We start from the raw sequence: 24,097 nt of genomic DNA on the forward strand, positions 1-24,097 counted from the left end.
CCGAGCGTTGAATGGGCGGGAAGCGAGAGGACCGGGACGTGAGTATCGAGTCAGTGGCGTGGAGCCAGATGTACAGGCAGGCGAACGCACCGCAGGACGAGCGGCCCTTCCGTCGGGTCACCGCCGAGCGCATCCTGCGATTCGCCCGGCCGCACCGGCGCAGGATCGGGGTGTTCCTGCTGTTCAGCGTGCTCTCGGCACTGCTGGCCGTCGCGACTCCCCTGCTGGCGGGCCGGATCGTGAACAATATCGTCGGCGGCGCCGCACCACGCGTTGTCGTGCTGCTCGCCGCCCTCATCGGTGCGCTGGCCGTGGTCGACGCGGGGTTCGGGCTGGTCATCCGGTGGCTGTCCTCACGGATCGGCGAGGGACTCATCCTCGATCTGCGGACCGCGGTCTTCGATCACGTGCAGAAGATGCCGGTCGCCTTCTTCACCAGGACCCGCACCGGCGCGCTGGTGAGCAGGTTGAACAACGACGTGATCGGGGCGCAGCGAGCCTTCAGCGACACCCTGTCGGGAGTGGTCGCGAACCTGGTCACGCTGGTGCTCACGCTCGCGGTGATGATCGGCATCTCCTGGCAGATAACCCTGCTGGCGCTGCTGCTGCTTCCGGTGTTCGTCCTCCCCGCACGGCGGATGGGGCATCGGCTCGCCTCGATCCAGCGCGAAGCCGCCGGATTGAACGCGTCGATGAGCACCCAGATGACCGAACGATTCTCCGCGCCCGGCGCGACGCTGGTCAAACTGTTCGGCAGGCCCGCGCAGGAATCGGACGAATTCGCGGTGCGGGCGCGTCGGGTGCGCGATATCGGGGTGCGCACCGCGATGTTGCAGACGGTTTTCGTCACCTCGCTGACCCTGGTCTCGGCGCTGGCCGTGGCATTGGTGTACGGCCTCGGCGGCTGGTACGCGCTGCGCGGACAGTTGGACGCGGGTGCGGTTGTCGCGCTGTCGCTGCTGCTGACCAGGCTGTATGCCCCGCTGACCGCACTGGCCAGCGCCCGGATGGAGATCATGTCCGCGCTGGTGAGTTTCGAGCGCGTCTTCGAGGTGCTCGACCTGAAACCGCTGATCGAGGACGCCCCCGACGCGGTCGCCGTGCCGGAAGGCCCGGTGACGGTCGAACTCGACGAGGTGAGTTTCGGCTACCCGTCCGCCGACAAGGTGTCGCTGGCCTCGCTCGAGGATGTCTCGACCCTGGACACGCGCGGCGGGGTGGAAGTACTGCACCGGGTCTCACTGCGGGCCGAGCCGGGTCAGCTGATCGCGCTGGTCGGTTCATCCGGGGCGGGCAAATCGACGGTGGCGCAATTGGTTTCCCGACTCTACGACGTCGATTCCGGGGCGGTCCGACTCAACGGCGCCGACGTGCGTCAACTCGACACCGCCTCGTTGCGCGCCACCGTCGGCCTGGTGACCCAGGACGGTCATCTGTTCCACGACACCATCCGGGCCAATCTGCTGCTGGCGCGGCCCGAGGCGAGCGAGACCGAATTGTGGGACGCGCTGGAACGGGCGCGGCTGCGTGAGCTGGTCGATTCGTTGCAGGACGGATTGGACACCGTCGTCGGCGAACGCGGCTACCGGCTGTCGGGCGGCGAGCGGCAACGGCTGACCATCGCCCGATTGCTGCTCAAACAGCCGAGAGTCGTCATCCTGGACGAGGCGACCGCGTCATTGGATTCGACGTCGGAAGCCGCAGTGCAAGAGGCCCTTTCGGAAGCGCTGGTCGGTCGCACCGCGCTGGTGATCGCGCACCGGCTGTCCACCATCCGCGCCGCCGACCAGATCCTCGTGCTGGAGGAGGGCCGCGTGGTGGAACGCGGTACCCACACCCAACTGCTCGCCGCCGACGGCCGCTACGCCGAGTTGTACCGCACCCAGTTCGCGGACGACCCGGTGCCGACCGCGGCCTGAGCGCGTTCGAGCCGGAACTAGCCGGGAAACGCCGACGACGAACTCGCGTCGCCGGAGTCTCCCGGTCGCGAGGTGTAGCGCCCCGCCTTGCGTCCGGCGCTGGCCCTGCGCCCCAGGGTCGCGCCGATCAGGGCGATCATGGCGAAGCCGACCACGATCGGGCCGAGAACCACCCCGATCACGATCAGCACGACCATCGCTTCCCTGCGATCAGAATTCACCCGCGACGCCGAAGATCGTTCGACCGGAATGCGTCCCGTTCTTGATGGAATGCAGCACTTTCTCCGCCTCGGTGATCGGTGCGACATTCTCGATATCCGAGAGGTGGCGCGGCCGCATATCCTGGCCGAGACGTGTCCACAGTTCACGGCGGGGCTCGATCGGCAGCGCGACGGAATCGATGCCGATGAGGGCGACACCGCGCAGGATGAACGGCATCACGGTGGTCGGCAGTACGTGGCCGCCGGTCAGGCCGCTCGCCGCGACGGTGCCGCCGTAGCCGATGGAACTGAGGATGTAGGCCAGCGACGCGCCACCGACACTGTCCACCGCACCGGCCCATCGCGTCTTGGACAGCGGGCGCGGTTTCGCGTCGGGATCCTCCGGCAACCGACCGATGACCTCGTTGGCGCCGATATCGGCCAGTTTGTCGGCCGCGTCGGTTTTACCGGTCGAGGCGATCACCTCGAAGCCGAGACCGGACAGGATGTCGATGGCGACACTGCCGACGCCGCCGGTCGCGCCCGTGACCAGGATCGCCCCGGTCTCGGGGGTCAGCCGCCGATCGAGCAGGGCTTGCACGCTGAGGGCGGCCGTGAAACCCGCGGTACCGATCGCCGCCGCGTCCTTGGTGCTCACGCCGTCGAGTTTCACCACCCAGTCGGCGGGCACCCGCGCGTATTCGGCGAAACCGCCGTTGCGCGCGACGCCGATGTCGTAGCCGTGCGCGACGACGAGATCGCCCTGGACGAAATCGTCGACGTCGGAACTCACGACCTCACCGGTGATATCGATACCCGGCACGATCGGGTAATTGCGCACCACGCCACCACCCGCGGTGATGGCCAGTGCGTCCTTGTAGTTGGCGCTCGAGTAGTGCACCTTGATCGTCACATCGCCGGGGCCGAGGAAATCCTCGGAAACCCGCTGCTTGGTCAAGACGATCCCGCTGTCCGATTCGTTCGCAACCATCGCCCAGAACTCCATGCGGTCGAGCATACGAGCGCCGCCGTCGGCGGTGGGAAATCCGTGCCGCGACCTGGATTGTTCTGGGAGCAGTTCCAACCGGACGCCGAGCAGGCGCACCGGACGATCCAGTTCGAAGCGGTCGACGACGCGCAGGGCCGTCTCGACGATCACCGCGACATCGGTGGTCGGCTCGGGCAGTTTCCGCTGTTTGCTGCGGGTGAAGAAGGTATTGCTGCGGACGGTGACCGAAACCCGGGTGCTGACCCGGCCCGCCTCGGCCATCTCCTCGGCGACCTCGCGCGCCAGCCGCGCCACCTGCGCGTCGATATCGGCGCGTTCGGTGAGATCGTGCGCGAAGGTCTCGGACTTGCTGCGGCCCACCGGAACCCTCGGCTCGGTCGTCACCTCGGTATCGCCTCTGCCGTGGCCGAGAACCCCCAGGTAGGGGCCGGTATTCGGACCGAATTCCGCGGCCAGCCGATGCCGGTCGGCGGCCATCAGATCGCCGACCGTCTCGATACCGAGCCCGGCCAGCCTCGCGGCGATGCGCCCGCCGACGCCCCACAGCGCGTCGGTCGGCCGGTGTGCCATCACCTCGATCCAATTCGCCGCCGTCAGCCGGAACATTCCGGCCGTCGCGGCCGCCGCGTCGGCGGGTTCGGCCGACGACTTCCCCGAGGATTTGGCGAAACCCGTGGCGAGTTTCGCGGTCAGTTTGTTGTCGCCGATCCCGATCGCACAGGTCAGATCCAATCGCGCTATCGCGGTGCGGATCTCGGTCGCGAGATGTTCGGGATCGTCGGTGTCCGCCGCCAGGAACGCCTCGTCCCAGCCCCACACCTCGACCCGGCCGGGAAAAGTGCGTAGCACCGCCATGACCTCGTCGGAGGCTTCTTCGTAAGTGGGCATGTCCAGCGGTAGGAAGACCCCTTCCGGGCATTTGCGCTGCGCCGAGCGCAAGGCCATGCCCGCGCGCACCCCGAAGGCCCGCGCCGGATAGGACGCGCAGGTGACGACTTTGCGCGGCTCGGACGGGTCGCCGTTGCCGCCGACGATCACTGGCAGCCCGCGCAACTCCGGATGACGGCGGAACTCCACGGCCGCCTGGAACTGATCGAGATCGACGTGCAGCAGCCACCGGCGCACCTCCCGCGCGTGCGGCCGGGCCGCCTCCGGTCCGGGAACATCCGGGCGATCAACCATCTGCGTGCGACATCGGTGGCACCTCCGTGAGCACGAACTGTGCTGCGCAAACCGTCACCACCATCGTAGGGACCGAGCGGGCCGACGACCGGTCGCGAGTCGAACAACCGCTCGCGGCGTTGCACTCCCCGATTAACAGAACTAAATTCGGTATATGAAGATTCGAGATCGGTTGCTGCTCGCGGCCGAGCGTCAATTCGCGGAACAGGGCGCGCTCGACGCGACGCTGACCCAGATCCGGGATGCGGCGGGCGCCAGCGTGGGCGCGCTCTACCACCACTTCCCCGACAAAGCCGATCTCTACCGTCAGGTGTGGGCGCACGCGCTCACCGACTACCAACAGCATTTCTGGGCGGCGGTCGGCGACAGCGCCGACGCCCACGCCGGCGTCATCGCGGGTGTCGTCGAACACCTGCGGTGGGTCAGCGAGAACCAGTACCGCGCCACGGTGCTGCTGTCGGCCAGGCCGCCCGGCGTCCGCGAGAGCGACAACAACCGGCAGTTCATGACCGACGTCTGGCGCTGGTGGCGCACCCACGCCGGGTACGGCGTCGTGCGCGATCTGCCGTTCGACCTGGTGTACGCCCTGTGGCTCGGCGCGGCGCAGGAGTACTCGCGGCAGTGGCTTGCCGGTGACATGCGCACCGCACCGACCTCGGTGGCCGACGAACTGGCCGAGTCCGCGTGGCGCACCCTCGCGGCCCACGGCCACCGAAAGCCCGTATGACATGAAAGCCCCACCCGGAGAGGCATTCCCATGACCATCCCGTCCGCGACACTCGACCTCGAATCGGCGCGCCTGGTGCTGGCCGCGCAACCTTTCGCCAACCTGGTCGGCACCGAGATCACCGGATTCGGCGATGGCCGCGCGACTCTGATCGTCCCGATCCGCGCCGAGATCGGCCAGCAGTTCGGCTATGTACACGGCGGCGCACTGTCCTACCTGGCCGACAACACGCTCACCTTCGCGGCGGGCACGGTACTCGGGCCGAACGTACTGACCGTAGGTTTCACCATCACCTACCTGCGCCCGGCCCGTGGCGCGCGCCTACGGGCCGAGGCGGTCGTCACCGGTTCGACCCGTCGGCAGGCGGTGGTCAACTGCGAGATCTACGCCGAGAGCGACGACGCCGAACCGGTCCTGTGCGCCCTCGCCCAGGGCACCACTCGCACCGTGGAACGGGATCTGCGCCCATAAAGTTCTCGGCAACCCTTGTCCTGGAGGGAATCGCAGCGTCGATAGGCCGTGTCGGCGATGCCTGTGGCAACGCCCTGGCCGAGTCCACGATCGTGCTGTTCGAAACCGAAGGATGGCCCGTGACAGCCCGTCTCTGACCGGGCCGCTGAAGTCGCTGGCCGACGTCGAATTCACCACGATGGAATGGACCGACTGGTACAACAGCCGACGGCTTCACAGGAGAACAATCAGCGACCGAATGAAACAGAATGGAGGAAGTTCCCTATGCGTTGCGGAAGAACGATGCGTTTCGACGCTGGTTCAGCTCGATAAGCTCTTCCTCGGTTAGTACCAAGGCCGCGCAGTTAATACTGCAACGGCACTCGGTTGAGTGTGTGCTGGTAGATCTGGCATGTGGTGTTGGATCGTGTTGTGGCCGAGTTGGATTCGTTGATGTCTCGGATAGGTTCCCGGTTCGCGCGGTCCGAGCCGCGGCAGCGGGCGCGGGAGTACGTGTCGGGCCTGCTGGCCGGTTTGGAACGCAAGAACGGGTGGACTCTGGCCGAACGCGCTGGTGAGGGGTGCCCGGACGGGATGCAGCGGCTGCTGCGCAAAGCCGATTGGGATGTCGAGGGGGTGCGTGACGATGTGCGGGACTACGTGGTCGAACACCTCGGCGACCCTGACGCTGTGCTGGCCGGTGACGAGACCGGGTTCTTGAAGAAGGGCACCAAATCTGCTGGGGTGCAACGCCAATACTCGGGCACAGCCGGGCGTACGGAGAACTGTCAGATCGGGGTGTTCCTGGCGTACGCGTCGAAGCAGGGGCACGCGCTGATCGATCGGGAACTCTATATTCCCGAGTCGTGGACCAGCGATCGCGAGCGTTGCCGCGACGCTGGGATTCCCGACGAGGTCGAGTTCGCCACCAAACCCCGGCTGATGATCGCCATGCTCGAACGCGCGTTGGCCGCGAAGGTGCCGTTCGGGTGGTTCACCGCCGATGAGGCCTACGGGCAGGCCGGTTACCTACGGCGCCGGTCTTTAGCCGGTTTCCAGTTGTTGCTGGGCCGATGATCGGCGAGTGCACATCTCGGTGGGGGTTGCCCTGCGAGCATTGCCTCTCGTGCGATCTGACGACTATCCCGCGACGTTGCCTGGTGTGTGGCGGCTGCAAAGGTGCTGTGTCGACTTGCCTGGTGCCGCGGCCCGGCTCGACCTACCCGGCGGCCTGAACGTAGCTGCGCTACTTGCCAGGAACGGCACCGTCGACGGTCAAGAGTTCCTGATCAACACCGACGGTCGAGTCTTTGTCGAGGTCAATGCTTTCTTCGCGTCGCGCCGTATGCGCAATCGCCAGCCCAGCACGCGAGAGAAATATGCGCGAGGACTGTGCGTATGGCTCGGATATCTCGATGCCGTCGGTCGAGCCTGGCGTGACGTGGCGCCCGAGGATGTGGATGCGTTCAAGTTCTGGCGCATGACCGATGAGGCCAACCCAATGCGGGTCGCCGGTTCGTCGGTGGGCGACAACATCCAGGCGATCAACGCCTTCTACGAGTGGGCGCAGCCGCGGTTTAACGTGCCCAATCCTGTCGATCGACGCGAGGTTGCCACGAGTCGGCGCGGGCCAGTTCGGGGCGAGCCGTTCGCGGCGATGCCCCACGTGGTCCGCGATCACGACGTGAAGTGGCTCGATCCCGGCGGCTACGAATGCTGGCGCGATGTCGGCCTGCGCGGATTGGACCGCGACGGACGTGCAATGCGCGGCTGGCGCGGCCGAAACACACAGCGCGACTGCGCGTTTGCCGATGGCTTGTACGGCACCGGGTTGCGGGTGTCGGAATGGGCAACCGTTCTGACGGTCGAGCTTCCGATCGAAGACAGCTCTCGCGGTTACTACACCTGCCGCCTGGCGTCGGCGTGCGGCAAGGGAGGTCGAGGGCGCCGATACTGGATGCCTCGCTCGGTCTTGGCCGACGTGCTGTCCTACGTCGAGTCCGGCCGTGCCGCCGCAGTTCGCAACGCTCGGGCGAAGGGTCTCTACGACCGGGTCTCTGGCCGCCTGCTGATGGTGGGTCAGGATCGCAATCGCCGTGTCCGGCTCCGAGCAGACGATGGGTCCGTGGCTGAGGCGTCGTTGGATGCGCTCGACGACGTCACTCGGGCGCGTATCTTCCGGCAGACCCCGGCGGGCTTGGAGCCTGTCTCCTTGTGGCTCAACGAAGATGGGCTGCCGCGCCGAACAACCGGGTGGGAGCACACGTTCACCGAGGCCAACCAGCGGCTCGCCCGCATCGGGTTGAGGTCGGTGTCGGCGACACCGCATATGCTGCGGCATTCGTTCGCGCTGCGCTGGTTCTCGGTGGGCAGGCTTATCTACGAACAGCGTTTCGCTCACCTGGGCGAGGAGGAGCTGCGGGACTTTCGGGCACAGTTCGGCGACACCTGGTATTTGGTGAAGACGTTGCTAGGCCACGCGGACGTTGCGGTGACGATGACTGTGTATCTAGAGCCGTTCCGCGACTTGGATGTGTCGGTTCTGATCGGACACGCTCAGGGGGCGGCGATGTCGGCGTTGATGGTCGAGATGTTCGCCCGCCACCCGCAGGTCATTTCCCGCCCCATGGAGGTCGGCGCGTGAGCCGCGGCAGGGCCGCAGCGCACCCTGCCGGCGGATACAGGCCGCCGCAACGGCTCTTTGTCGGCGAGGACGAATGCAGAGTCCGCGTCTTCCCGGAGAGCGGCGGCAACCAGTTGGACCTGGACTTCATGCCGTTGCCGGTCTCGGCAGAACTGCGCGAGTGGATTGCCGCAGCCGCTCAGGGCGCTACCGGGCCGTCCGGTCCGCGCCGAACGGCCGCGTCCGCGTGGGACATCGTGTCGATGTTCTTGCGGTTCACCCGCTACCTCGCAGATCTCGACAATCCGCCGACGTCGCCGAGCGCTCTGCGGGCTGTCCACCTGGACGGCTACATCCTGTCTGGCGGCGTCGGCACAACGTTGCATCGAGATCTGGCAACGATGCGTTCGGTTCTGCGCTACGCCACCGATGTTCCCGCCGAGTTCGCCGCCCGACTGTCCGCGGCGAGGGTCGCAAAGAATGATGCATCCGAAACCAGCTACAGCGAAGCGGAGTTCAACCGCATCCTTGGTCGCGCTCGCACCGAACTGCGGGCCGCAGCGACCCGAATACGGTCGGCGAATCGCTTGCTGGAGCAGTGGCGTGACGGTGGGGTTGATCAGTCGACCGATCCCATCGAATGGGAGTTGGGGTGGCTGTTGGATCATGTTGACCGCGAGGGCGATGTTCCCCGCGTCAGTGCGGTGCGGCCGAACGGGAAGAAGCGGTCGGCCGCGATCGTCGTGGGTCGTCACGGCGGCAGCCCGACCATCATGGCCCATCTGTATCCGACCTACATGGAGATCGGCGCTGCTGTGGCGTTGATGATCGGTTTGACCGGACACAACCTCGGCACCGTCCGCGCGGCGACCGTTCAGCACCACCGCCCCGACGCCGAGGCCGGCGGTCCAGCAACGGTCCTCGTCGACTGGCTCAAACCCCGCCGAGGACCGCACCGGGCAGCGATGACCGTGCCGTTGCAAGATCTCACCCCCGACGGTGAACGCCCGTCTGGTCGCGACGACCTCACCACGCCCTTCGGGCTCTACACGTTGCTGCTCGAGTTGGGGCATCGCGCCAGACTCAGAACTGGCAGCGACAGCCTCTACGTGGCCTTTACCCACCGAGGCAACGGCAGGGGCGCGGACATGGCCGGGTTCCGCGTACAAGTCCCCAAGTCGATCCTGCTGTTCTGGGGCGGCCAGGCGCAGTTGCCCGCCGACGAGGTCGATCCTGAAACGGGTGCGCCGGGGAAGATTCGGGTGCGGTCTCGGCGACTGCGCCTGACGTTCCTGGAGCGGTATCAGCGGCCGGTCGCCCACACTGCGACCACGCTGGTCAACGAGTACTTGGCGCGCAACCGCGGCAATCTCACCGAATACCAACGCGTTGTCGCCGACGTACTCGACGAACAGGTCGCGAAAGCTCGGGTAACAACCGTAATTCCCGTCCTCTCCGACGACGACATCGCGCGGGCCAGCACCGAGCCAGCAGCCGTGGCCGCGCAGTTCGGCGTCTCCACGCAAACATTGACCGAGCTGGTCGACGGCAGACTGGACACGGTGCTAGCCGCGTGCACCGACAACCTCAACAGTCCGCACTCGGCAGCCGGAAAACCCTGTCAGGCTTCATTTCTCATGTGCCTGGGGTGTCCGTGCGCGCGGGCGACGCCGACGCACCTGCCCGCGCAGGTCCTCGTTCACGACGCCTTGATCACGCGCAAGGCCGAGATGACGCCGCTGAAGTGGGCACAACGTTTCGCTGAACCGGTGGCTCGGCTCGCGGACCTGCTGGACCAGCACTCCGGTGTGGCCGTCGCCGATGCCCGCACGAATGCTTCGCGCTTCGACCAGCTTCTCGTCGACCGATTTCTCACCCGTGGAATGGATCTGACGTGACCCTTGCGCTGACTTCCGCCAGCGATGACCTACCCGGACCTGACACGTTGGTGCTTTTCAACCGGTCGCTACGTCCCGGAGCCGACCGCGAAGTCCTGTCACGGTTCGGTCAGGACCGATGGGATCTGAGCCCGGCGTTGCTGCAACGCCACAGTTCAGCCCTGGCCGTCGATTTCGCCGAGGTGCCGCACGACTTCAGGCTGCCAGTCAAGCAGATCGCGTGGTTGCTGCTCAACGCCGAGCCTGGCCAAGCCGCAGACCACCGGTTCCGAGCTGGGCCGCTGTCGGTGTCCAGCGTCCAAGCCATCACACGATTTCTGCGAAGTTTCACTCAGTGGCTCAATTCCCGCGAGATCACCCGCTTCGCGGAAGTCACCGCCGCTCACCTGGACGCCTATGCCGTCGACGTTCGCGCGGCGGAAATATCCCATGGCCAACGTGAAGACCTGCTGGCGGCCGTCGTGCGGGCCTGGTCGGTGCGCGAGCGGCTCGGCTCGGCCGACCGATTGCCACAGCCTCCACCGTGGAACGGCGACCGCCTCCGCGACGTTCTCGGCCAGTCGCGCGAGGATGGGGAAAACCGCACGCCGCGTGTGCATCCCGACACTATGACCGCGCTGCTGGCATGGTCCCTGAGATTCATCGAGGACCTCGCCGACGACATCACAGCGGCGTTCACAGAATACCTGGAGCTGTCGAGGGCCGCACACCACACTCAGCGGAATCGACTGCCGAAAGATCAACTCCGTCAGCGGCGCCGCCCCGGCGAGGCGAGACAAGTGATGGTGGCGCATCTGGACGAGTACCGCAGGCGTGGGCTCGCCCTGCCAGGAAATCGTGCACCCGACGGTCGGCTGATCGCGAACACCTACATCCTCAGCGCGCGGACCGGAGTCCAATTCTCGACCAAGGCCATCGCCGCCATCTTCGCCGAACACGGCCAGATCCCGGTCGAAGACGACACATATCTGTTCGCGGCCACGACCGCCACCCTCGACGGTCGGCCATGGCAGGCGCGCTCGATCCGCTACACCGATGCTCCCGTGCTGGCCCGTCACCTGGCGACTGCCTGCTTCATCGTCATCGCCTACCTGTCCGGGCAAAGACCCGGCGAGACGTTGAACCTGGAACGCGGCTGCATCGACCGCGACCCGGCCACCGGCCTGATCCTGCTGCGCGGCAAGCATTTCAAAGGCGTCCCCGCGCCCGACGGCGAACATCGCGTGGACCCGTGGGTGGTAGCGGAACCGGTCGCCACCGCTGTCGAGGTCGTGGGCAGGCTGCACGCCTCACCACTGCTGTTCCCCAACACGATGGCGGTCAACGGCCACGCCTCACCAGGCAGGCTCAGAGCCAGGACAGCCGACGCCGCCCGCGGCGACTCGCTGCTCACCCAGGACATCGCCCAATTCATCGACTGGGTCAATCGCTACTGCGCAGAGCACGGCCGACCCGACCCGATCCCGCCGGACACGGTCAAGGCCAACATCAGCACCAGCAGACTGCGCCGCACGTTGGCCTGGTTCATCGTCAGGCGCCCCCGAGGCCTGGTTGCGGCTGCGATCCAGTATGGACATGTCCGCACCGGAATGACTCTCGGATACGCTGGCAGCTACGACTCCGGATTCCCCGACGACCTCGTGTTCGAGGAATGGCTCACACGGCTGGATATCCTCGCCGATGCCCATCAACGACTGATCGAGGGCGAGCACGTATCTGGGCCGGCCGCCGATCTCTACCACCAGCGAGTGGAGTCCGCCACCCGCTTCGCGGGCAGGGTGCTACACAACTCCCGTGACGCGGCGACGCTGCTGGCGAACCCCGATCTTCAGATTTACCAAGGCTATGCGATGACCTGTGTCCTTGATCCCGCGAAAGCTGCCTGTCGGCTTGCGGGTGACGACCAGGGCACCCGTCGAACTCCCGACGTCAACGACTGCCGACCCACGTGCGCCAACATCGCCCGAACCGACCGCGACATCGCCGGACTAGACGATCAAGCCAACCAGCTGCGTCTCGTCGTCGCCGACACGCTCGCACCACCGATCCGCGCCCTACGAGAACGTCACGAGCTAGACCGCATCGAGAAAATCATCGCCGACCATAGGAGCAGCAGGTGAATGCGGCCGAGGGCGACGAGCGCGAGGCAATCCGGGCTGCCATGAACCGCCTTCTCGCAGGCACGCCGACGAACTCCACCGGCGCCTTGACCGTGCTGCAACTAGCCGCAGAAGCTGGCGTCAAACGCTGGGTTCTGACCCACAAGCACACCGACCTGCGCGAGGAGTTCCACGCACGACGAACCCAGGCCAACGGCGTGCCCGCCGCCTACCAGCATCTGCAAGCCCGCGTCATCGACCTCACCACCCGCAACGAACAACTGCGCGCCGAGAAAGCCGACCTGGAACGGCAGATCGCCGTCTACGCCCAGCTGATCCACGAACTCGCCACCGAGAACGCGCACCTGCACACCACAGCGCCTGCGAACGTGGCCGTCCTCAACCGACACCAGCGCGAACACCATTCGGTCAGCGGTCGTCGGACCGCCTCCGGGACCGGCGAGAAATGACACTGGACCATCGATTGTCGTCAGTTGGTGCAGTCCAGCCTGATGGTGACCGCAGCAGGGGCCTACGGCGTAGCGAGCCCAGGTGGCGGTGACCTGGGCAGCAGCCCGGGTGGTTGTCTTGTGGGTGGTATCCGAGAGCATGAGGACGCGCGCCGAACTTCGGGATCAGCGGTTCGGCAAACTCCCCCAACTCATCCGGCACCAACCGCCGCGAAAGCTTGTCCACCACAACAGGTTGACCAACGCAGTTCAGCCAATTACCTCCAAATAATGCGCTACTAACGGAATTTGCACCAATCCGCACCAAACCCAGGGCAATTCACCTTGGCTCGATTGCGATGGATATGGCGAGACCCTTCTTACACGGACAGAGCTAATGCGCTTCGGGTATTGGTTAGCCTTGGACAATAAATCGAAGCGTGTCAGTCGGTGTCCTTGCCACTTTGCCTACCCGCTGATACGCTCGATGAGCGGCATCCCAGCCGAGATAGCGGTTTCCAACCGAAGACTCAGATCGGGGTGAATTCGGATGAGCAATCTTTCTGTGAGTGAATGGAAGTCTTTTCTGAAAGCGCGCATCGCCCAAGAGCAGGGCGAGGATGAGGACGCATTGAAGACTTTCGACAAGCTCCTGCGGTCCAATCCAACAGATCCACATCTCCATGCGTCACGCTCCTTCGCTCTTGAGCGGCTCGGCCGCAACGACGAGGCCGCATCTAGCCGAATCGCATCCGTGTATTCCGCGTTGGGCGCCAATCTTGTTGGCGAAGCCGACAATCCGAGGGAATGGACGAAGGGTTTACAGGGGCTCGCGAAGGGCATCGAAGGATTCGAGAAGTCAGGGAATTTGAGCGCAACATTCGTCGCCTGGTAATTCCCCAGATGTAGCCGGATAGCTACGGCGCCGGTCTCCTGGTAATTGCATGAAGATATCGCCGGATAATTGCGGCGCCGCATTGGCATCCCCATGGATCATCTGGTAGGAGTTTTGATGCAACTTACTGGGCACGAGGTCCTGAAGTTCGATTCATTCCTTCCGATCTACAATTGGATCTACCCCCTCGCGGGAAAGCCGAGTGGACGATACGCCGGCAGCAACGCTGTCGGCGTTTTCGACGAGATAGCGAAGTCCCGCAGCCGTGCCCTCTATTTCCATGTGCCCTTCTGTGAGACAATATGCAGTTTCTGCCCCTTCGTGCGTGGGAAGTTCCGCGACAGTTCGCTAATAGATGTCTATGTTGATGCCCTGCTGCGGGAGATAGAGTTAAAGAGCAAATATAGGGGCCTGACTGATAGTCCCGTCGGGGCGATCTTCTTTGGAGGTGGAACACCTTCACTTCTCAGCCCTCGACACGTGCAGCGCATCGGCGAGGCGCTCTCTTCCTGCTTCGACCTCTCGATGCTGCGAGAGTTCTCATTCGAGTTCGAGGTCAAGAGCGTGAATGCCGATCTTATCGAATCACTGCTAGATATTGGAGTGACTCACGCACGTTTTGGCCTTCAGACGTTATCGCCGAAGTACAGGGAGCTTTTCTCCTTGACCGCTACTGAGAATCAAGTCCGAAGCGCTGCGCATCTTCTGGGATCCGCATTTCCTCATGTGTCGTGCGACTTACTCTACGGCATGAACGGACAAAGCGAAGAGGAACTTTTCGACGACCTGCAGGGTGTACTGGAGCTCGGGGTCCCAAACATCGACTGTTACCCAATCAACAACCTTATGACGCAGCCGAGACTCCATCGAGCCTTCCGTGAAATCGGTGCTGCGCCTACATCGGGGCTGACGAAGTTCTATATGAACTTACTTGTTCGTGAGGTTATGCGAGAAGGCGGCTACCTTCCTCATAATGGTCACGGATACGTCCGGTGCGATGCCGGCGAAGTTGCGCGAGATCCAGTGGTGACCGACACATATTCTTTCGTGTATCACGAGCACGTTCTTGGCTATCCCGGTTTCGACCTCTTGGGATTCGGCACGAACGCAGTGTCATCGTTTGACAAGTTTGTGGTCTTCAATCCCAGTGGGCGAGAGCAGTATGTTCGACAGATGATGGACGGGCAGCTGAGCGTCCGCGTCAACGAGCACGGCAGCGAGATCGACGCATGTCGACCACTCGCGCTTGCGTTGCCCTATCACGGAAGTGCCGACCGCGAAGATATCGACTGGCGCCGCGTGCCGGAGTTGATTCAGCTTCGTCTTGCCGAGCTTGAAAGGCACGGGCTAGTCGAAAGCGGCAAGAACACGATTTCACTTACCAGACTGGGTTGGGAGTGGTACACATCGGTCATGTACTACCTGCAGCCGATCGAGGAGCAACGGGCCATTCGCGAGATAGTGAGGACTGGGCTAAGAGATTCGCGACGGGATATTGAACCCCTTATTATCGACCCCGTCCTCACGGTGCCATGAGCGGCACTATCAAATCATGCCTAGCAGCCTATCCCCGCAACCCAAAAGGCTTCTATGCTGCGCTGATCGAACTTGGCGGCGACAGTCATGTCTTCTGGGATGAGCAACTCGAGGGCTGGATTGTCACTGGCCACCCGGAATGTTCTAGCTTCCTTCGGAGTCCCGCACTCGGGCGCCAGCGGCTTCGTTTGCCGCGAATATCTGGAGCGGAAGGGCTAATCGACTTCGCAGATTCAATCTTGTTAGCTCAAACAATGTTCGACGATTCACCGGATGCGGCCGAGCTGCGGCGGGAAATGCCGCAACCCCTCACGGACATGGATGTCCACGGCTCTCCTTGCCATGTCTCTCAGCTGACTGACACACTCGCAGCAGCTCCACGCGGAGACCATGTCTTCGATGCGTACAGCGAGATGCTTCAGCCATTCGTATCACGAATGATATGTGAACGGTTGGGGATCAGTGAAACCGACCGCTTGAGTATATATCCGCTGATCATGCGATGCGTCCGCTTTTTGGACGGAAAGCTTGCCGATATGATGGGAATGCTCGAATCTGTCCACGCTTTGACGGTCCTGTACACCATTGCGGCGTCACGCATCGAAACTAGTCATGTCATGGAAGATCAGCGTCACAGATTGATCTCCAATTTTCTACAGTGGCTCGTCGCTGGTCATGAGAGTCCCGCCTTCGCTCTTGCAACCATTTTCCTCCATTGGCCGATTAATGAACAGTCAAACGGTCGACTGACCGCGAGCCGGGGGTGGGCGATGAAAATGGCTTTGGAGAGCATGAGATTTGATGCCCCAGTCCAGATGGTTGGTCGCGTAGCAATCGACCGCCTGAAGGTCCGTGATGCCACGATCCGGCCAGGTGATCGAGTGTTCATCCATTTGGGCGCAGCGAACCGTGATCCAGACATATTCGACCGCCCGGATGAATTCCTGATTGACCGCTCGACTAGTCCTGTCATCACATTCGGTCTCGGCGAATCCTCCTGCCCGGGGCGGAGCTTCGCGGTGCGCACTATAGCAGATTTCCTCCAGATCGCCGCCGCAGCAGGTAGCTGGATCCAGCCTATATCAGAGACTTTGGAGCCCGATCACGGAGTTGCTGGCCGCGGCCTTAAGTGTATGCCAGCAACGCTCCGTCGTTGGCCCATAACAGTTGAACACATGGGACTGCGGAATGAATGAAAAGCAAGTAGTCACACAGTTTTGGGCAGCGATGGAGGCTCGGGATTGGGAAAGACTGCGAAGTTGCCTTGATGGTGAGTTTCGCGCGTTCTGGCCTCAAAGTGGCGAGAAGTTCGACGTCGACGGCTTCATCAGGGTGAATCGCGCATATCCTGGTGATTGGCACGTGCGGATCGTCAGTTTCGTCCTTAGTGTGGAAAATGTCGTGACAGAGGTGGACGTCGATATTGGCAACAGAACTGACCGGGCGGTGAGCTTCTTCGTCGTGCGCAGTGGAAAGATTCTCAATCTGCGAGAATTCTGGCCAGACCCCTTCCCCGTACCAGAGTGGAGGAGAACGCTGATGGCGAGCCAGCCGTGACGACGACACCATATGGCAATCACTTGATAGCTGAATTGGCAGGCTGCGATCCGGGGCTTCTTAACGACCCAGCAGCCATCCTTGAGATTCTGCGGGCTGCGGCGGCCGCGGCGGGAACCACGATTGTCGCGGAGATGATCCGCCGATTCGAGCCTCAGGGAGTCACAGGCGTGGTGGTCATAGAGGAATCACACATCGCTGTACATACCTGGCCCGAGCACGGATACGCCTCCTTCGACTTTTTCACTTGCGGTGAGGGACGCCCGGATATAGCAGCGCAGGAGACAGCTCGGCGGCTCAAAGCTCAAGTAACTGAGGTGCTTTGGGTCAGTCGAGGTTTGGTTGGGGAAGTCAGCTTACTCAGGATCCATGGGCAGGATCGACGGATCGTTTCGATTCCAGCGCAGTAATTGGGTCCCGGTAGAAAAAGCGCGAAAACATGCACAGGGCCCCCGGTCTCAGCTACGCTGGCCGCTTATGTGGTAGTACCACCTTTATATGGTCGTCGGAGGAGGAGCACCGACTTACGGGAGCCGATGGTCTTGGCCTGAGCACGTATCTAAGGCGGCCGGTGATGCGGACATTTCTGATGGGGTGCCTTTTTCCGGGGCCAGCAGGTTTTTACCGAGGCGATGCGGGGTGTCGCCCGGTTAGATGCATCACCCGCACGGCGAACGCGCCCATCGCTTCGCTGACCGTGTGCGAGAGGAAGTCCTTGCCTTGATCGATCCGGGTGTCGGGACAGATCTGAGAAATCCGGCGATAACGTTCCCGGCCCTGATGCGGCGACCCGGGGGCGGCGAAGAACGGTGCACGTGCTCGACACTTGGTCACTTACCAGCAATACCCCATGCACACCACAGAATTGCCGTCAATTGCAACAAAGCAGCACCGGCGGGAGAAGGACTGGTGCGAAGACCACGACGTGTTCTACGTGATGGCCACCCGCTGCGACCACCAGATGGCCACCCGCGCCGACCGTGTCGCGCGCGCCGATGATCTGGTCGCCGAGTTCGGCGGCCGCACCTGGCAGCGGCTCTCGGTCGGCGCCGGCGCGCACGGACCGCGCGAATACGACTGGGCGCGCCGCCAAATCGAGGGCACCTGGGCCGCCGGGCGAGGACACTGGCTGCTGGCGCGACGTTCGCTCACACCCAACAGCAGAGGCGAACTCGAGATCGCCTACTACATCTGTTACGGCCCCGCCACCGCCCGGCTGGTCGATCTGGCCTGGACGGCCGGGTCACGCTGGCATGTGGAAGAGGCGTTCCAGCAGGCCAAAGGGGAAGCCGGACTCGATCACTACCAAGTCCGCAGCTGGCGGGCCTGGCACGCCCACATCACCCTGTCGATGCTCGCCCTGGCATGGCTCGCCGCGTCGAAAACCCTTGCTGCAAAAGGGGAACCAGTGACCTCGACGAGGGCATGATCGCTCTCACGCTACCGGAGATCCGCCGCCTGCTCATCGCGTTCGTCCTCACCCCACGCCATGCCGCCGATCACATCTGGTCATGGTCGACCTGGCGACGACGACGCCAGCACCAAGCCCGCCTCAGCCACTACCGGCGACGCGGACATCCACTTACCTGAGCGCCGAGTGCCGTTGCAGTATTAAGGGTTGGGCTCGGTGTGTCAAGCGGGGTGGGGTGGTGAACGAGGACAGCGGAACTGCTGGTAGAGAGGTGTTGTCCGCCAAGACAATCCGCTCGTCCGAGGAGTCCCGCTGTCGGTTCAGTGTGTCATTGATCGTTGTTCGCTGGTAGCGGAGGGGGTGTTCGCGCCGGGGCATCTGGGGGAACTGACCCGGATCGTGTCGTTCGACCTTGTCGACGCGGCGCTGGAGACCTCCGGTGCGGTGGGGTCGCGCGTGCGGTTGTTGCCGTCGCGGGTGGTGGTGTATCTGTTGCTGGCCGGGGCGTTGTTCTCCGGTATCGGGTATCGGCAGGTGTGGGCGCGGTTGTGCGCGGGACTGCCCAGTGGATCGCTCGCGTGCCCGGGTTCCTCGGCGTTGTCCCAAGCGTTGCGCCGAGTCGGGGTCAAACCATTGGCCGCGTTGTTCGACCTGGTCGCCGGTCCTGACGCCGGGGCGGTGCGGTGGCGGGGGCTGCTGGTGTGCGCGATCGACGGCACCAGCGTGTTCGTGCCCGACAGTCCTGCCAATGTGGCCGCCTACGGTCGCCACGGCGGTGGTCACGCCCGAGCCGGATACCCGATGTTGCGGATGTTGGCGGTGGTGGCGTGTGGCTCCCGCACCGTCGTGGATGTCGTGTTCGGGCCGTTGCGGATCGCGGAAACGGCGTACGCGCCGCGGTTTCTGGGATGCCTGCGCCCCGGCATGCTGTTATTGGCCGACAGGAACTTCGCGGTCACGGCGTTGATCGAGCGGATCTCCGACACCGGAGCGGAGCTGCTGATCCGCGCGAAACTCAACCGGTGTGTCCCCGCGATCGCGCGGTTGGGTGACGGGTCGTGGCTGACCCGCGCCGGCGCGGTGACGGTGCGGGTGATCGACGCCGAGATCGCCGTCAGCTGCGCCGGCGGGCCACGCCGGGTCGAGCGGTACCGGTTGATCACTACTCTGACCGACGACAAGCGTTATCCCGCACGAGAATTGGTGGATCTCTATCATCAGCGTTGGGAGATCGAAACCAGTTATTTCGAACTGAAATCGACCATTCTCGGTGGGCGGGTGCTGCGCGCCCGCACCCCGGCCGGGGTCACGCAAGAGGTCTACGCCCTGCTGATCACCTACCAAGCACTGCGCACCGCCATCGCCGACACCGCGCTGGCCGCCCCGGGCTTGCGCCCCGACCGCGGCAGTTTCACCATCGCCGTACACACCGCCCGTGATCAGCTCATCCTGGCCGCCGGAGTCCTCGCCACCACCACGATCGACCTGATCGGCGCCATCGGCCGCGCGGTCCTGTCCAGCCCGCTGCCACCACGACGCCAACGCTCCAGCCCCCGAGTCGTCAAACGCGCCATCTCCAAACACCGCGCCAAAGGCGACATCGACCGCAACATCTATAAAACCCAGATCAGCGTCCATATCCTGCCCGGTTGACAACCGGACAGGAACCTAAACTGCGCGGCCTTGCGGTTAGTACTGCAACTGCACTCGGGAGTCAGGTGAGTGGGTGTCCGCGTCGGCGGTAGTGCGATAGACGGGCTTGGTGTTGTCGGCGTCGTCGCCAGCGTGACCAGGCCCAGATGTGGTCGGCGGCGTGTAGCGGGGTGAGGACGAACGCGATGAGCAGGCGTCGGATCTCGGGTAGTGTGAGTGCGATCATGCCCTCGTCGAGGTCACTGTTTCCCCTTTTGCGGCAAGGGTTTTCATAGCAGCGAGCCAGGCCAGTGCGAGCATGGACAAGGTGATGTGGGCGTACCAGGCACGCCATTTACGGACCTGGTAGTGATCGAGGCCAGCCTCGCCCTTGGCCTGCTGGAATGCCTCCTCGACATGCCAGCGCGACCCGGCGGTCCATGCCAGATCGACCAGTCGGGCGCCGGCGGGTCCGTAGCAGATGTAGTAGGCGATCTCGGTCGGGTCGCTGATCGAGCGCCGTGCCAGTAACCAGTGCCCGCGCCCAGCCTTCCAGACGCCGTCGATCTGGCGGCGCGCCCAGTCGTATTCACGGGGGCCGTGTGCACCGGCACCGACCGAGAGTCGCTGCCAGGCACGGTCGCCGAACTCGCCGACCAGATCATCGGCACGCGCGACACGATCGGCACGAGTACTCAACCGCTGATCGCAACGGGTGGCCATTACATAGAAAACATCGCGGTCTTCGCACCAGACCCGCAGGTAACCGGCCTGACCGTAGGCCTCATCGGCGGTGAACCACCGAAACGGCACTCCCGCGGCCAACGCGCGTTCGAGCATGGCGATCATCTGCCGGGGCTTGGTCGCGAACTCGACCTCATCAGGAATCCCGCCCTCCCGACAACGCGCCCGATCCTCGGTCCACGATTCGGGAATATAGAGCTCACGGTCGATCAGGGCATGCCCGTGTCGGGACGCGTACGCCAAGAACACACCGATCTGACAATCTCCGTCCGACCCGCAGTGCCGGAGTACTGCCGTTGCACACCAGCGGATTTGACGCCCTTCTTCAAGAAGCCTGTCTCGTCACCGGCCAACACCGCCTCAGGATCCCCGAGATGCTCCACGACGAAATCACGCACATCATCACGAACCCCGTCGACGTCCCAGTCCGCGGCACGCAACAACCGCTGCATCCCATCCGGAACACGCTCACCACCACGCTCGGCCAGGGTCCACCCGTTCTTGCGCTCCAAACCCGCGACCAACCCCGCCACATACTCACCCGCCCGCCCCCGCGGCTCAGCACGAGTGAACCGGCCCCCGATCCTCGCCAACAACGATTCCAACTCCACCACAGCACGATCCAACACCACTCGACAGGTCTACCAGCACGAACCACCCGAGTGCAGTTGCAGTATTGGATCATCGTCCGGGATAGGAGCTGACTGCTTGGCGGACGGCACGAGATATGGCCGCTCAGAAGCGATTTCGATTGACTCCACCGCTGCAGCGATCCGCGGGTCGGCGCAGAGGTTGTCGATACGCTCACGTACGATGACGCGCGCTTGCTCGAGCGCCTCCTGCGCGAGTTTCGTTATGAGACTACCGAGTGCGACGCCGTGGGGGGTGACGCTCTCATCGATCCGAACCGCTTGCAAAGTTCCGTCGGCGGATACGTCAACCGCGACGCCATATCGACCAACAGTCGCCTGGTCGACCATCAAGGCCTGGCGAACGGCATGCATCTGGCTCGATGTTATTGACCAGAAACTAAATGGTTGAAGCGTAAATGGTGTGTGGGGCCTGGAAGTAGCCGCGGACCCGGCCGGGCAGTTTCTGGACGCGGTGGAAGAACGAGCGTACGGAGGTCTCCATCTGGGTCGGTGTGGTGATGATCTGGTCGGCGAGGGTGCGTTTGAGGTCAGCGTTGACCAGTTCGTCGGGGTTGAGGTGCGGGGCGTAGGCGGGCAGGAAGTGCAGTTCGATCCGGTCGGCGCGGTCGGCGACCCAGGCGGTGACGGCTTTCGACCGGTGCACGGGGTGGCCGTCGACGACCAGGTGGATCTTCTTCTCGTGCTGGCCCAGCAGCCGGGTCAGGAACTCGAGGAACGCTTTCGCGTTGAACCGGCCCCGGAAGACGGTGAAGTGCAGGTCACCGCGCGGGGAGATCGTCGACATCGCGTTGAGACAGAACCGTTTCCCCGTCCGCGCGAGGGTCGGTGTCTGTCCGCGGCGGCCCCATGTGCGCCCCGACAGTTGGTCGGAGCGGACGCCGACCTGGTCACCGAACAGGATCACCGCATCCTCGGCTTTCGCCCGCGCCGCCAGCGCCGGATACGTGCGCCGCACCCACTCGGCCATCGCCTCCCGGTTCGCCTCGATCGCCCGCCGGTCCGGCCGCTGAAAGGTGAAACCCATGCGGCGCAGTACTTTCCCCATCCCCTGCTCGGTGAACGACACCCCGAACAACCGACGCGCCAGCTCGGCGACCTTCCGCAACGTCCACAACAACCCACCCAGTTCCAACTGCTCCGGAACGAACACGATCAACGCCTCCACCAGCGCCTCGGCCTGCGACGGCGTCAGCTTCGCCCCGTCACCCGCACGCCGGCCCGGCCGCCCCGACTCCAAACCCTCCACACCACCAGCGGCCAACCTATTGCGCCAGTTACGAATCGACCCTTCCGACACCCCGAACACCCGCTCCGCCTCCGAAGCGGTCATACCATCGCGCATCGCACCCATCACCCGCATCCGCAACGCCTCCTGCTGCCCCGGGGAAAGCCTGCGCATATCCATCCTGAGATCATCGCCCACCCCCGAAACATCAAGAACCGCAACCAATCCGTTTCATGTCAATAACGTATCGGGGATTCTAAGGGGAGAGGATTTTGATGGCCGAGCTGTACGTCGATCAGCCTGGGCTCGAAGGTATGATTGCCGCCCTGAATGGGTCGCAGAACGCACTTCATTCTCTGCCTACAGAGAGCTTCATCGCCGCGATCGAGACCGCGCTTCCCGGGTCAGGCTTGGGTGCAGCTTATATGAGGGCCGGTGTGCGCGCCAGACTGAGTGTGCGAGGGGTAGCCGTGCAACTCAAGGAGATCAATGACGCCGCATCGGCAAGCATCATTGAGTACAACCTCCAGCAAGCAGGGCAGGCGAATGGGACGGGTGCATTGCTGGCAGAAGCAGGTCCGCTCTAATGAGTGCACTACCACCAACGAAAACTGAAGTCCGTACATGGGCCTTCGGCGCTTTGACCGACCAAGCCGCCGAGTGGACTCGCGCCGAGGAAACGGTCACCACCGAGTACGGCACCATCAATCTGCAACTCGCCGACTCTCCGGGCTTTGGCGTGGTGCCGCTGGCGACGCAATGCGCGTCAAAAGCGAGGAAGCCAAGACTTCGCTTTCGAAAGTAGTGGAAGCATTCGGTCATGCCGCAACCTCGACATCCTCGATTGTCCATCTCCTGGGATTTGCCAAATCGGCTGCGGTCAACGCGATTCAGGCCGCCGAGGATGAGAGGTACACAGTCGCCGAGGATGGAACCGTCAGCTACGCCACCGAGGTTATAGCCTGGCTTGCAGGCGGAGAAGGTAAGTCGCTCGAGGTAGCGAAAGCCGCGCTCGACCAGGGCCAACGCCAGCACGAGGCTGCGATAAAGTCGGCGTTGCAGGCAGCGGGCGATGCTGCCGCTTCGGCGGGTGAGGCGATCATAAAGGTGTTCGCCGACGTTCCCATTCCTCCGAACGCTGAGCTTGAGAATATCCTCAATTCTTACCAGGTCAACAAGGACCAACAGGGGATGACGACCTGGCCCAGTGACGATTTTATGAAGTGGATCAACAGAGTGAAACCTGGTGAGGACATCGAGGTCAAGGAGGTCACTGTCAGCGAGGCTGCGATGCTGAACAAGCTGAGCGCATGGGAACAGTACCGGGTCTACCAGATATCCGAGGAAGCCAGTTCCAGAGCCGAACAACTATTCCCCAGTGCGGATGACAAGTATCAGGATAACCATGCAGATGCCTTCCGCCACGCCTACTGGAACGCCATGTTGACCGAGGAGTTCGGTGAGGATTGGACGAAGGAATATACCACGAAGCATGAAGGTAGAGAAGACAACCGGAGTACGCGCGAAGCTATGGACCTGTACAACAATGAACTCGGCCGGAGGATTGCAACCGAGAATCCAGGCGGCAGCATGACCCAGAAAATCATCGATGCATTCAATAATGGCGACGGTGTACTGATAGACAAGGATGGGAACCTTGCTCGGCCCAAAGATGTCCGTTTCAGTGAAGCAGCAGACTCGAAGATGGTCAACGACGCGCCAGTATTTCCCGGATCGCTGATTCCGAACAACAAGCCGTAAGCCGATTAATTGTGTTTCGAATTCTGAGGAATGATGATGCGCAATCAGAAACGACGGACGGGAACTCGTCTGTTGTTAGCTGCAGCACTAGCGGCGGTATTCGGCTCAGTATCGGGGTGTGGTGGTT

The 24,097-nt window shown here is 63.4% G+C and carries 21 protein-coding genes and 4 pseudogenes; 18 read left to right on the forward strand and 7 right to left on the reverse strand.

All coding sequences use genetic code 11. The annotated features are described in order from the left end of the window. Positions 1–38: 38 nt before the first annotated feature. Positions 39–1,919: an ABC transporter ATP-binding protein gene (locus tag OG225_RS33800; RefSeq protein WP_405178862.1), complete on the forward strand. Its 1,881-nt coding sequence runs from the start codon at positions 39–41 to the stop codon at positions 1,917–1,919. 17 nt (positions 1,920–1,936) lie between these two features. On the opposite strand, the gene OG225_RS33805 is transcribed toward OG225_RS33800, so the two are convergent. From OG225_RS33805 to OG225_RS33815, 3 genes and pseudogenes are all read right to left on the reverse strand, one after another. Next, on the reverse strand, positions 1,937–2,140 hold the full coding sequence (locus OG225_RS33805; RefSeq protein WP_405178863.1) for a hypothetical protein: 204 nt from the start codon (positions 2,138–2,140) through the stop codon (positions 1,937–1,939). After that, a complete protein-coding gene (locus tag OG225_RS33810) occupies positions 2,130–3,125 on the reverse strand; it encodes an acryloyl-CoA reductase (protein WP_405183461.1) in 996 nt (331 codons plus the stop codon). Before OG225_RS33810 ends, OG225_RS33805 begins: the two co-directional genes overlap by 11 nt. Positions 3,126–3,188: 63 nt before the next feature. After that, positions 3,189–4,253, reverse strand: a pseudogene (locus OG225_RS33815) (DNA polymerase IV); the annotation flags it as partial. 211 nt (positions 4,254–4,464) lie between these two features. Between OG225_RS33815 and OG225_RS33820 the strand changes: the two are divergent. The 15 genes and pseudogenes from OG225_RS33820 to OG225_RS33890 all read left to right on the forward strand — a co-directional run bounded on the left by OG225_RS33820 (position 4,465) and on the right by OG225_RS33890 (position 19,608). Beyond that, complete coding sequence (locus OG225_RS33820; protein WP_405178864.1) at positions 4,465–5,037, forward strand: TetR/AcrR family transcriptional regulator; 573 nt, start codon at positions 4,465–4,467, stop codon at positions 5,035–5,037. Positions 5,038–5,067: 30 nt separating this feature from the next. Beyond that, positions 5,068–5,508, forward strand: coding sequence for a PaaI family thioesterase (locus tag OG225_RS33825; RefSeq protein WP_405178865.1), 441 nt, complete (start codon positions 5,068–5,070; stop codon positions 5,506–5,508). A 393-nt stretch (positions 5,509–5,901) separates the two neighbouring features. After that, a pseudogene (locus tag OG225_RS33830) lies at positions 5,902–6,522 on the forward strand (IS701 family transposase); the annotation flags it as partial. Positions 6,523–6,613: 91 nt separating this feature from the next. After that, positions 6,614–8,131 carry a hypothetical protein gene (locus tag OG225_RS33835; protein ID WP_405178866.1) on the forward strand — a complete coding sequence of 506 codons (1,518 nt, stop codon included), beginning with the start codon at positions 6,614–6,616 and terminating at the stop codon, positions 8,129–8,131. Next, positions 8,128–10,008: a hypothetical protein gene (locus OG225_RS33840; protein ID WP_405178867.1), complete on the forward strand. Its 1,881-nt coding sequence runs from the start codon at positions 8,128–8,130 to the stop codon at positions 10,006–10,008. Before OG225_RS33835 ends, OG225_RS33840 begins: the two co-directional genes overlap by 4 nt. Beyond that, positions 10,005–12,128: a hypothetical protein gene (locus OG225_RS33845; protein WP_405178868.1), complete on the forward strand. Its 2,124-nt coding sequence runs from the start codon at positions 10,005–10,007 to the stop codon at positions 12,126–12,128. Before OG225_RS33840 ends, OG225_RS33845 begins: the two co-directional genes overlap by 4 nt. Further along, positions 12,125–12,577, forward strand: coding sequence for a hypothetical protein (locus OG225_RS33850; RefSeq protein ID WP_405178869.1), 453 nt, complete (start codon positions 12,125–12,127; stop codon positions 12,575–12,577). Before OG225_RS33845 ends, OG225_RS33850 begins: the two co-directional genes overlap by 4 nt. Positions 12,578–13,106: 529 nt before the next feature. After that, positions 13,107–13,451 carry a hypothetical protein gene (locus OG225_RS33855; RefSeq protein WP_405178870.1) on the forward strand — a complete coding sequence of 115 codons (345 nt, stop codon included), beginning with the start codon at positions 13,107–13,109 and terminating at the stop codon, positions 13,449–13,451. A gap of 93 nt (positions 13,452–13,544) precedes the next feature. Then, complete coding sequence (locus OG225_RS33860) at positions 13,545–14,987, forward strand: radical SAM protein (protein WP_405178871.1); 1,443 nt, start codon at positions 13,545–13,547, stop codon at positions 14,985–14,987. Next, on the forward strand, positions 14,984–16,183 hold the full coding sequence (locus OG225_RS33865; RefSeq protein ID WP_405178872.1) for a cytochrome P450: 1,200 nt from the start codon (positions 14,984–14,986) through the stop codon (positions 16,181–16,183). The genes OG225_RS33860 and OG225_RS33865 overlap by 4 nt, the downstream gene beginning before the upstream one ends. Further along, complete coding sequence (locus tag OG225_RS33870; RefSeq protein ID WP_405178873.1) at positions 16,176–16,544, forward strand: nuclear transport factor 2 family protein; 369 nt, start codon at positions 16,176–16,178, stop codon at positions 16,542–16,544. The genes OG225_RS33865 and OG225_RS33870 overlap by 8 nt, the downstream gene beginning before the upstream one ends. Then, a complete protein-coding gene (gene speD, locus OG225_RS33875; RefSeq protein WP_405183462.1) occupies positions 16,541–16,954 on the forward strand; it encodes an adenosylmethionine decarboxylase in 414 nt (137 codons plus the stop codon). Before OG225_RS33870 ends, speD begins: the two co-directional genes overlap by 4 nt. Positions 16,955–17,451: 497 nt before the next feature. Next, positions 17,452–17,973 (forward strand): annotated as a pseudogene (locus OG225_RS33880) (IS701 family transposase); the annotation flags it as partial. After that, positions 17,970–18,134 (forward strand): hypothetical protein, encoded by a 165-nt coding sequence (locus OG225_RS33885; protein ID WP_405178874.1) that lies wholly within the window; start codon positions 17,970–17,972, stop codon positions 18,132–18,134. The pseudogene OG225_RS33880 and the gene OG225_RS33885, both read left to right, overlap by 4 nt. A 181-nt stretch (positions 18,135–18,315) precedes the next feature. Continuing rightward, positions 18,316–19,608, forward strand: coding sequence for an IS4 family transposase (locus tag OG225_RS33890; protein WP_405178875.1), 1,293 nt, complete (start codon positions 18,316–18,318; stop codon positions 19,606–19,608). Positions 19,609–19,669: 61 nt separating this feature from the next. Here the strand turns inward: OG225_RS33890 and OG225_RS33895 are convergent, their stop codons facing one another. The 4 genes and pseudogenes from OG225_RS33895 to OG225_RS33910 all read right to left on the reverse strand — a co-directional run bounded on the left by OG225_RS33895 (position 19,670) and on the right by OG225_RS33910 (position 22,407). Further along, positions 19,670–19,834: a hypothetical protein gene (locus tag OG225_RS33895; RefSeq protein WP_328401500.1), complete on the reverse strand. Its 165-nt coding sequence runs from the start codon at positions 19,832–19,834 to the stop codon at positions 19,670–19,672. Further along, positions 19,831–20,963, reverse strand: a pseudogene (locus OG225_RS33900) (IS701 family transposase). The gene OG225_RS33895 and the pseudogene OG225_RS33900 overlap by 4 nt, the downstream one beginning before the upstream one ends. Positions 20,964–20,972: 9 nt before the next feature. After that, the gene (locus OG225_RS33905) at positions 20,973–21,335 is read right to left on the reverse strand and encodes a hypothetical protein (protein WP_405178876.1); all 363 of its coding nucleotides are present in this window, start codon (positions 21,333–21,335) and stop codon (positions 20,973–20,975) included. A gap of 25 nt (positions 21,336–21,360) precedes the next feature. After that, positions 21,361–22,407 carry an IS630 family transposase gene (locus OG225_RS33910; RefSeq protein WP_405178877.1) on the reverse strand — a complete coding sequence of 349 codons (1,047 nt, stop codon included), beginning with the start codon at positions 22,405–22,407 and terminating at the stop codon, positions 21,361–21,363. A gap of 77 nt (positions 22,408–22,484) precedes the next feature. Between OG225_RS33910 and OG225_RS33915 the strand changes: the two genes are divergently transcribed. Further along, on the forward strand, positions 22,485–22,796 hold the full coding sequence (locus OG225_RS33915; protein ID WP_405178878.1) for a hypothetical protein: 312 nt from the start codon (positions 22,485–22,487) through the stop codon (positions 22,794–22,796). A 172-nt stretch (positions 22,797–22,968) separates the two neighbouring features. After that, a complete protein-coding gene (locus tag OG225_RS33920; protein WP_405178879.1) occupies positions 22,969–23,970 on the forward strand; it encodes a DUF6973 domain-containing protein in 1,002 nt (333 codons plus the stop codon). Positions 23,971–24,097: the final 127 nt, after the last annotated feature.

The sequence above is a fragment of the Nocardia sp. NBC_01377 genome (assembly GCF_045040005.1).
GTDB lineage: Bacteria > Actinomycetota > Actinomycetes > Mycobacteriales > Mycobacteriaceae > Nocardia > Nocardia noduli.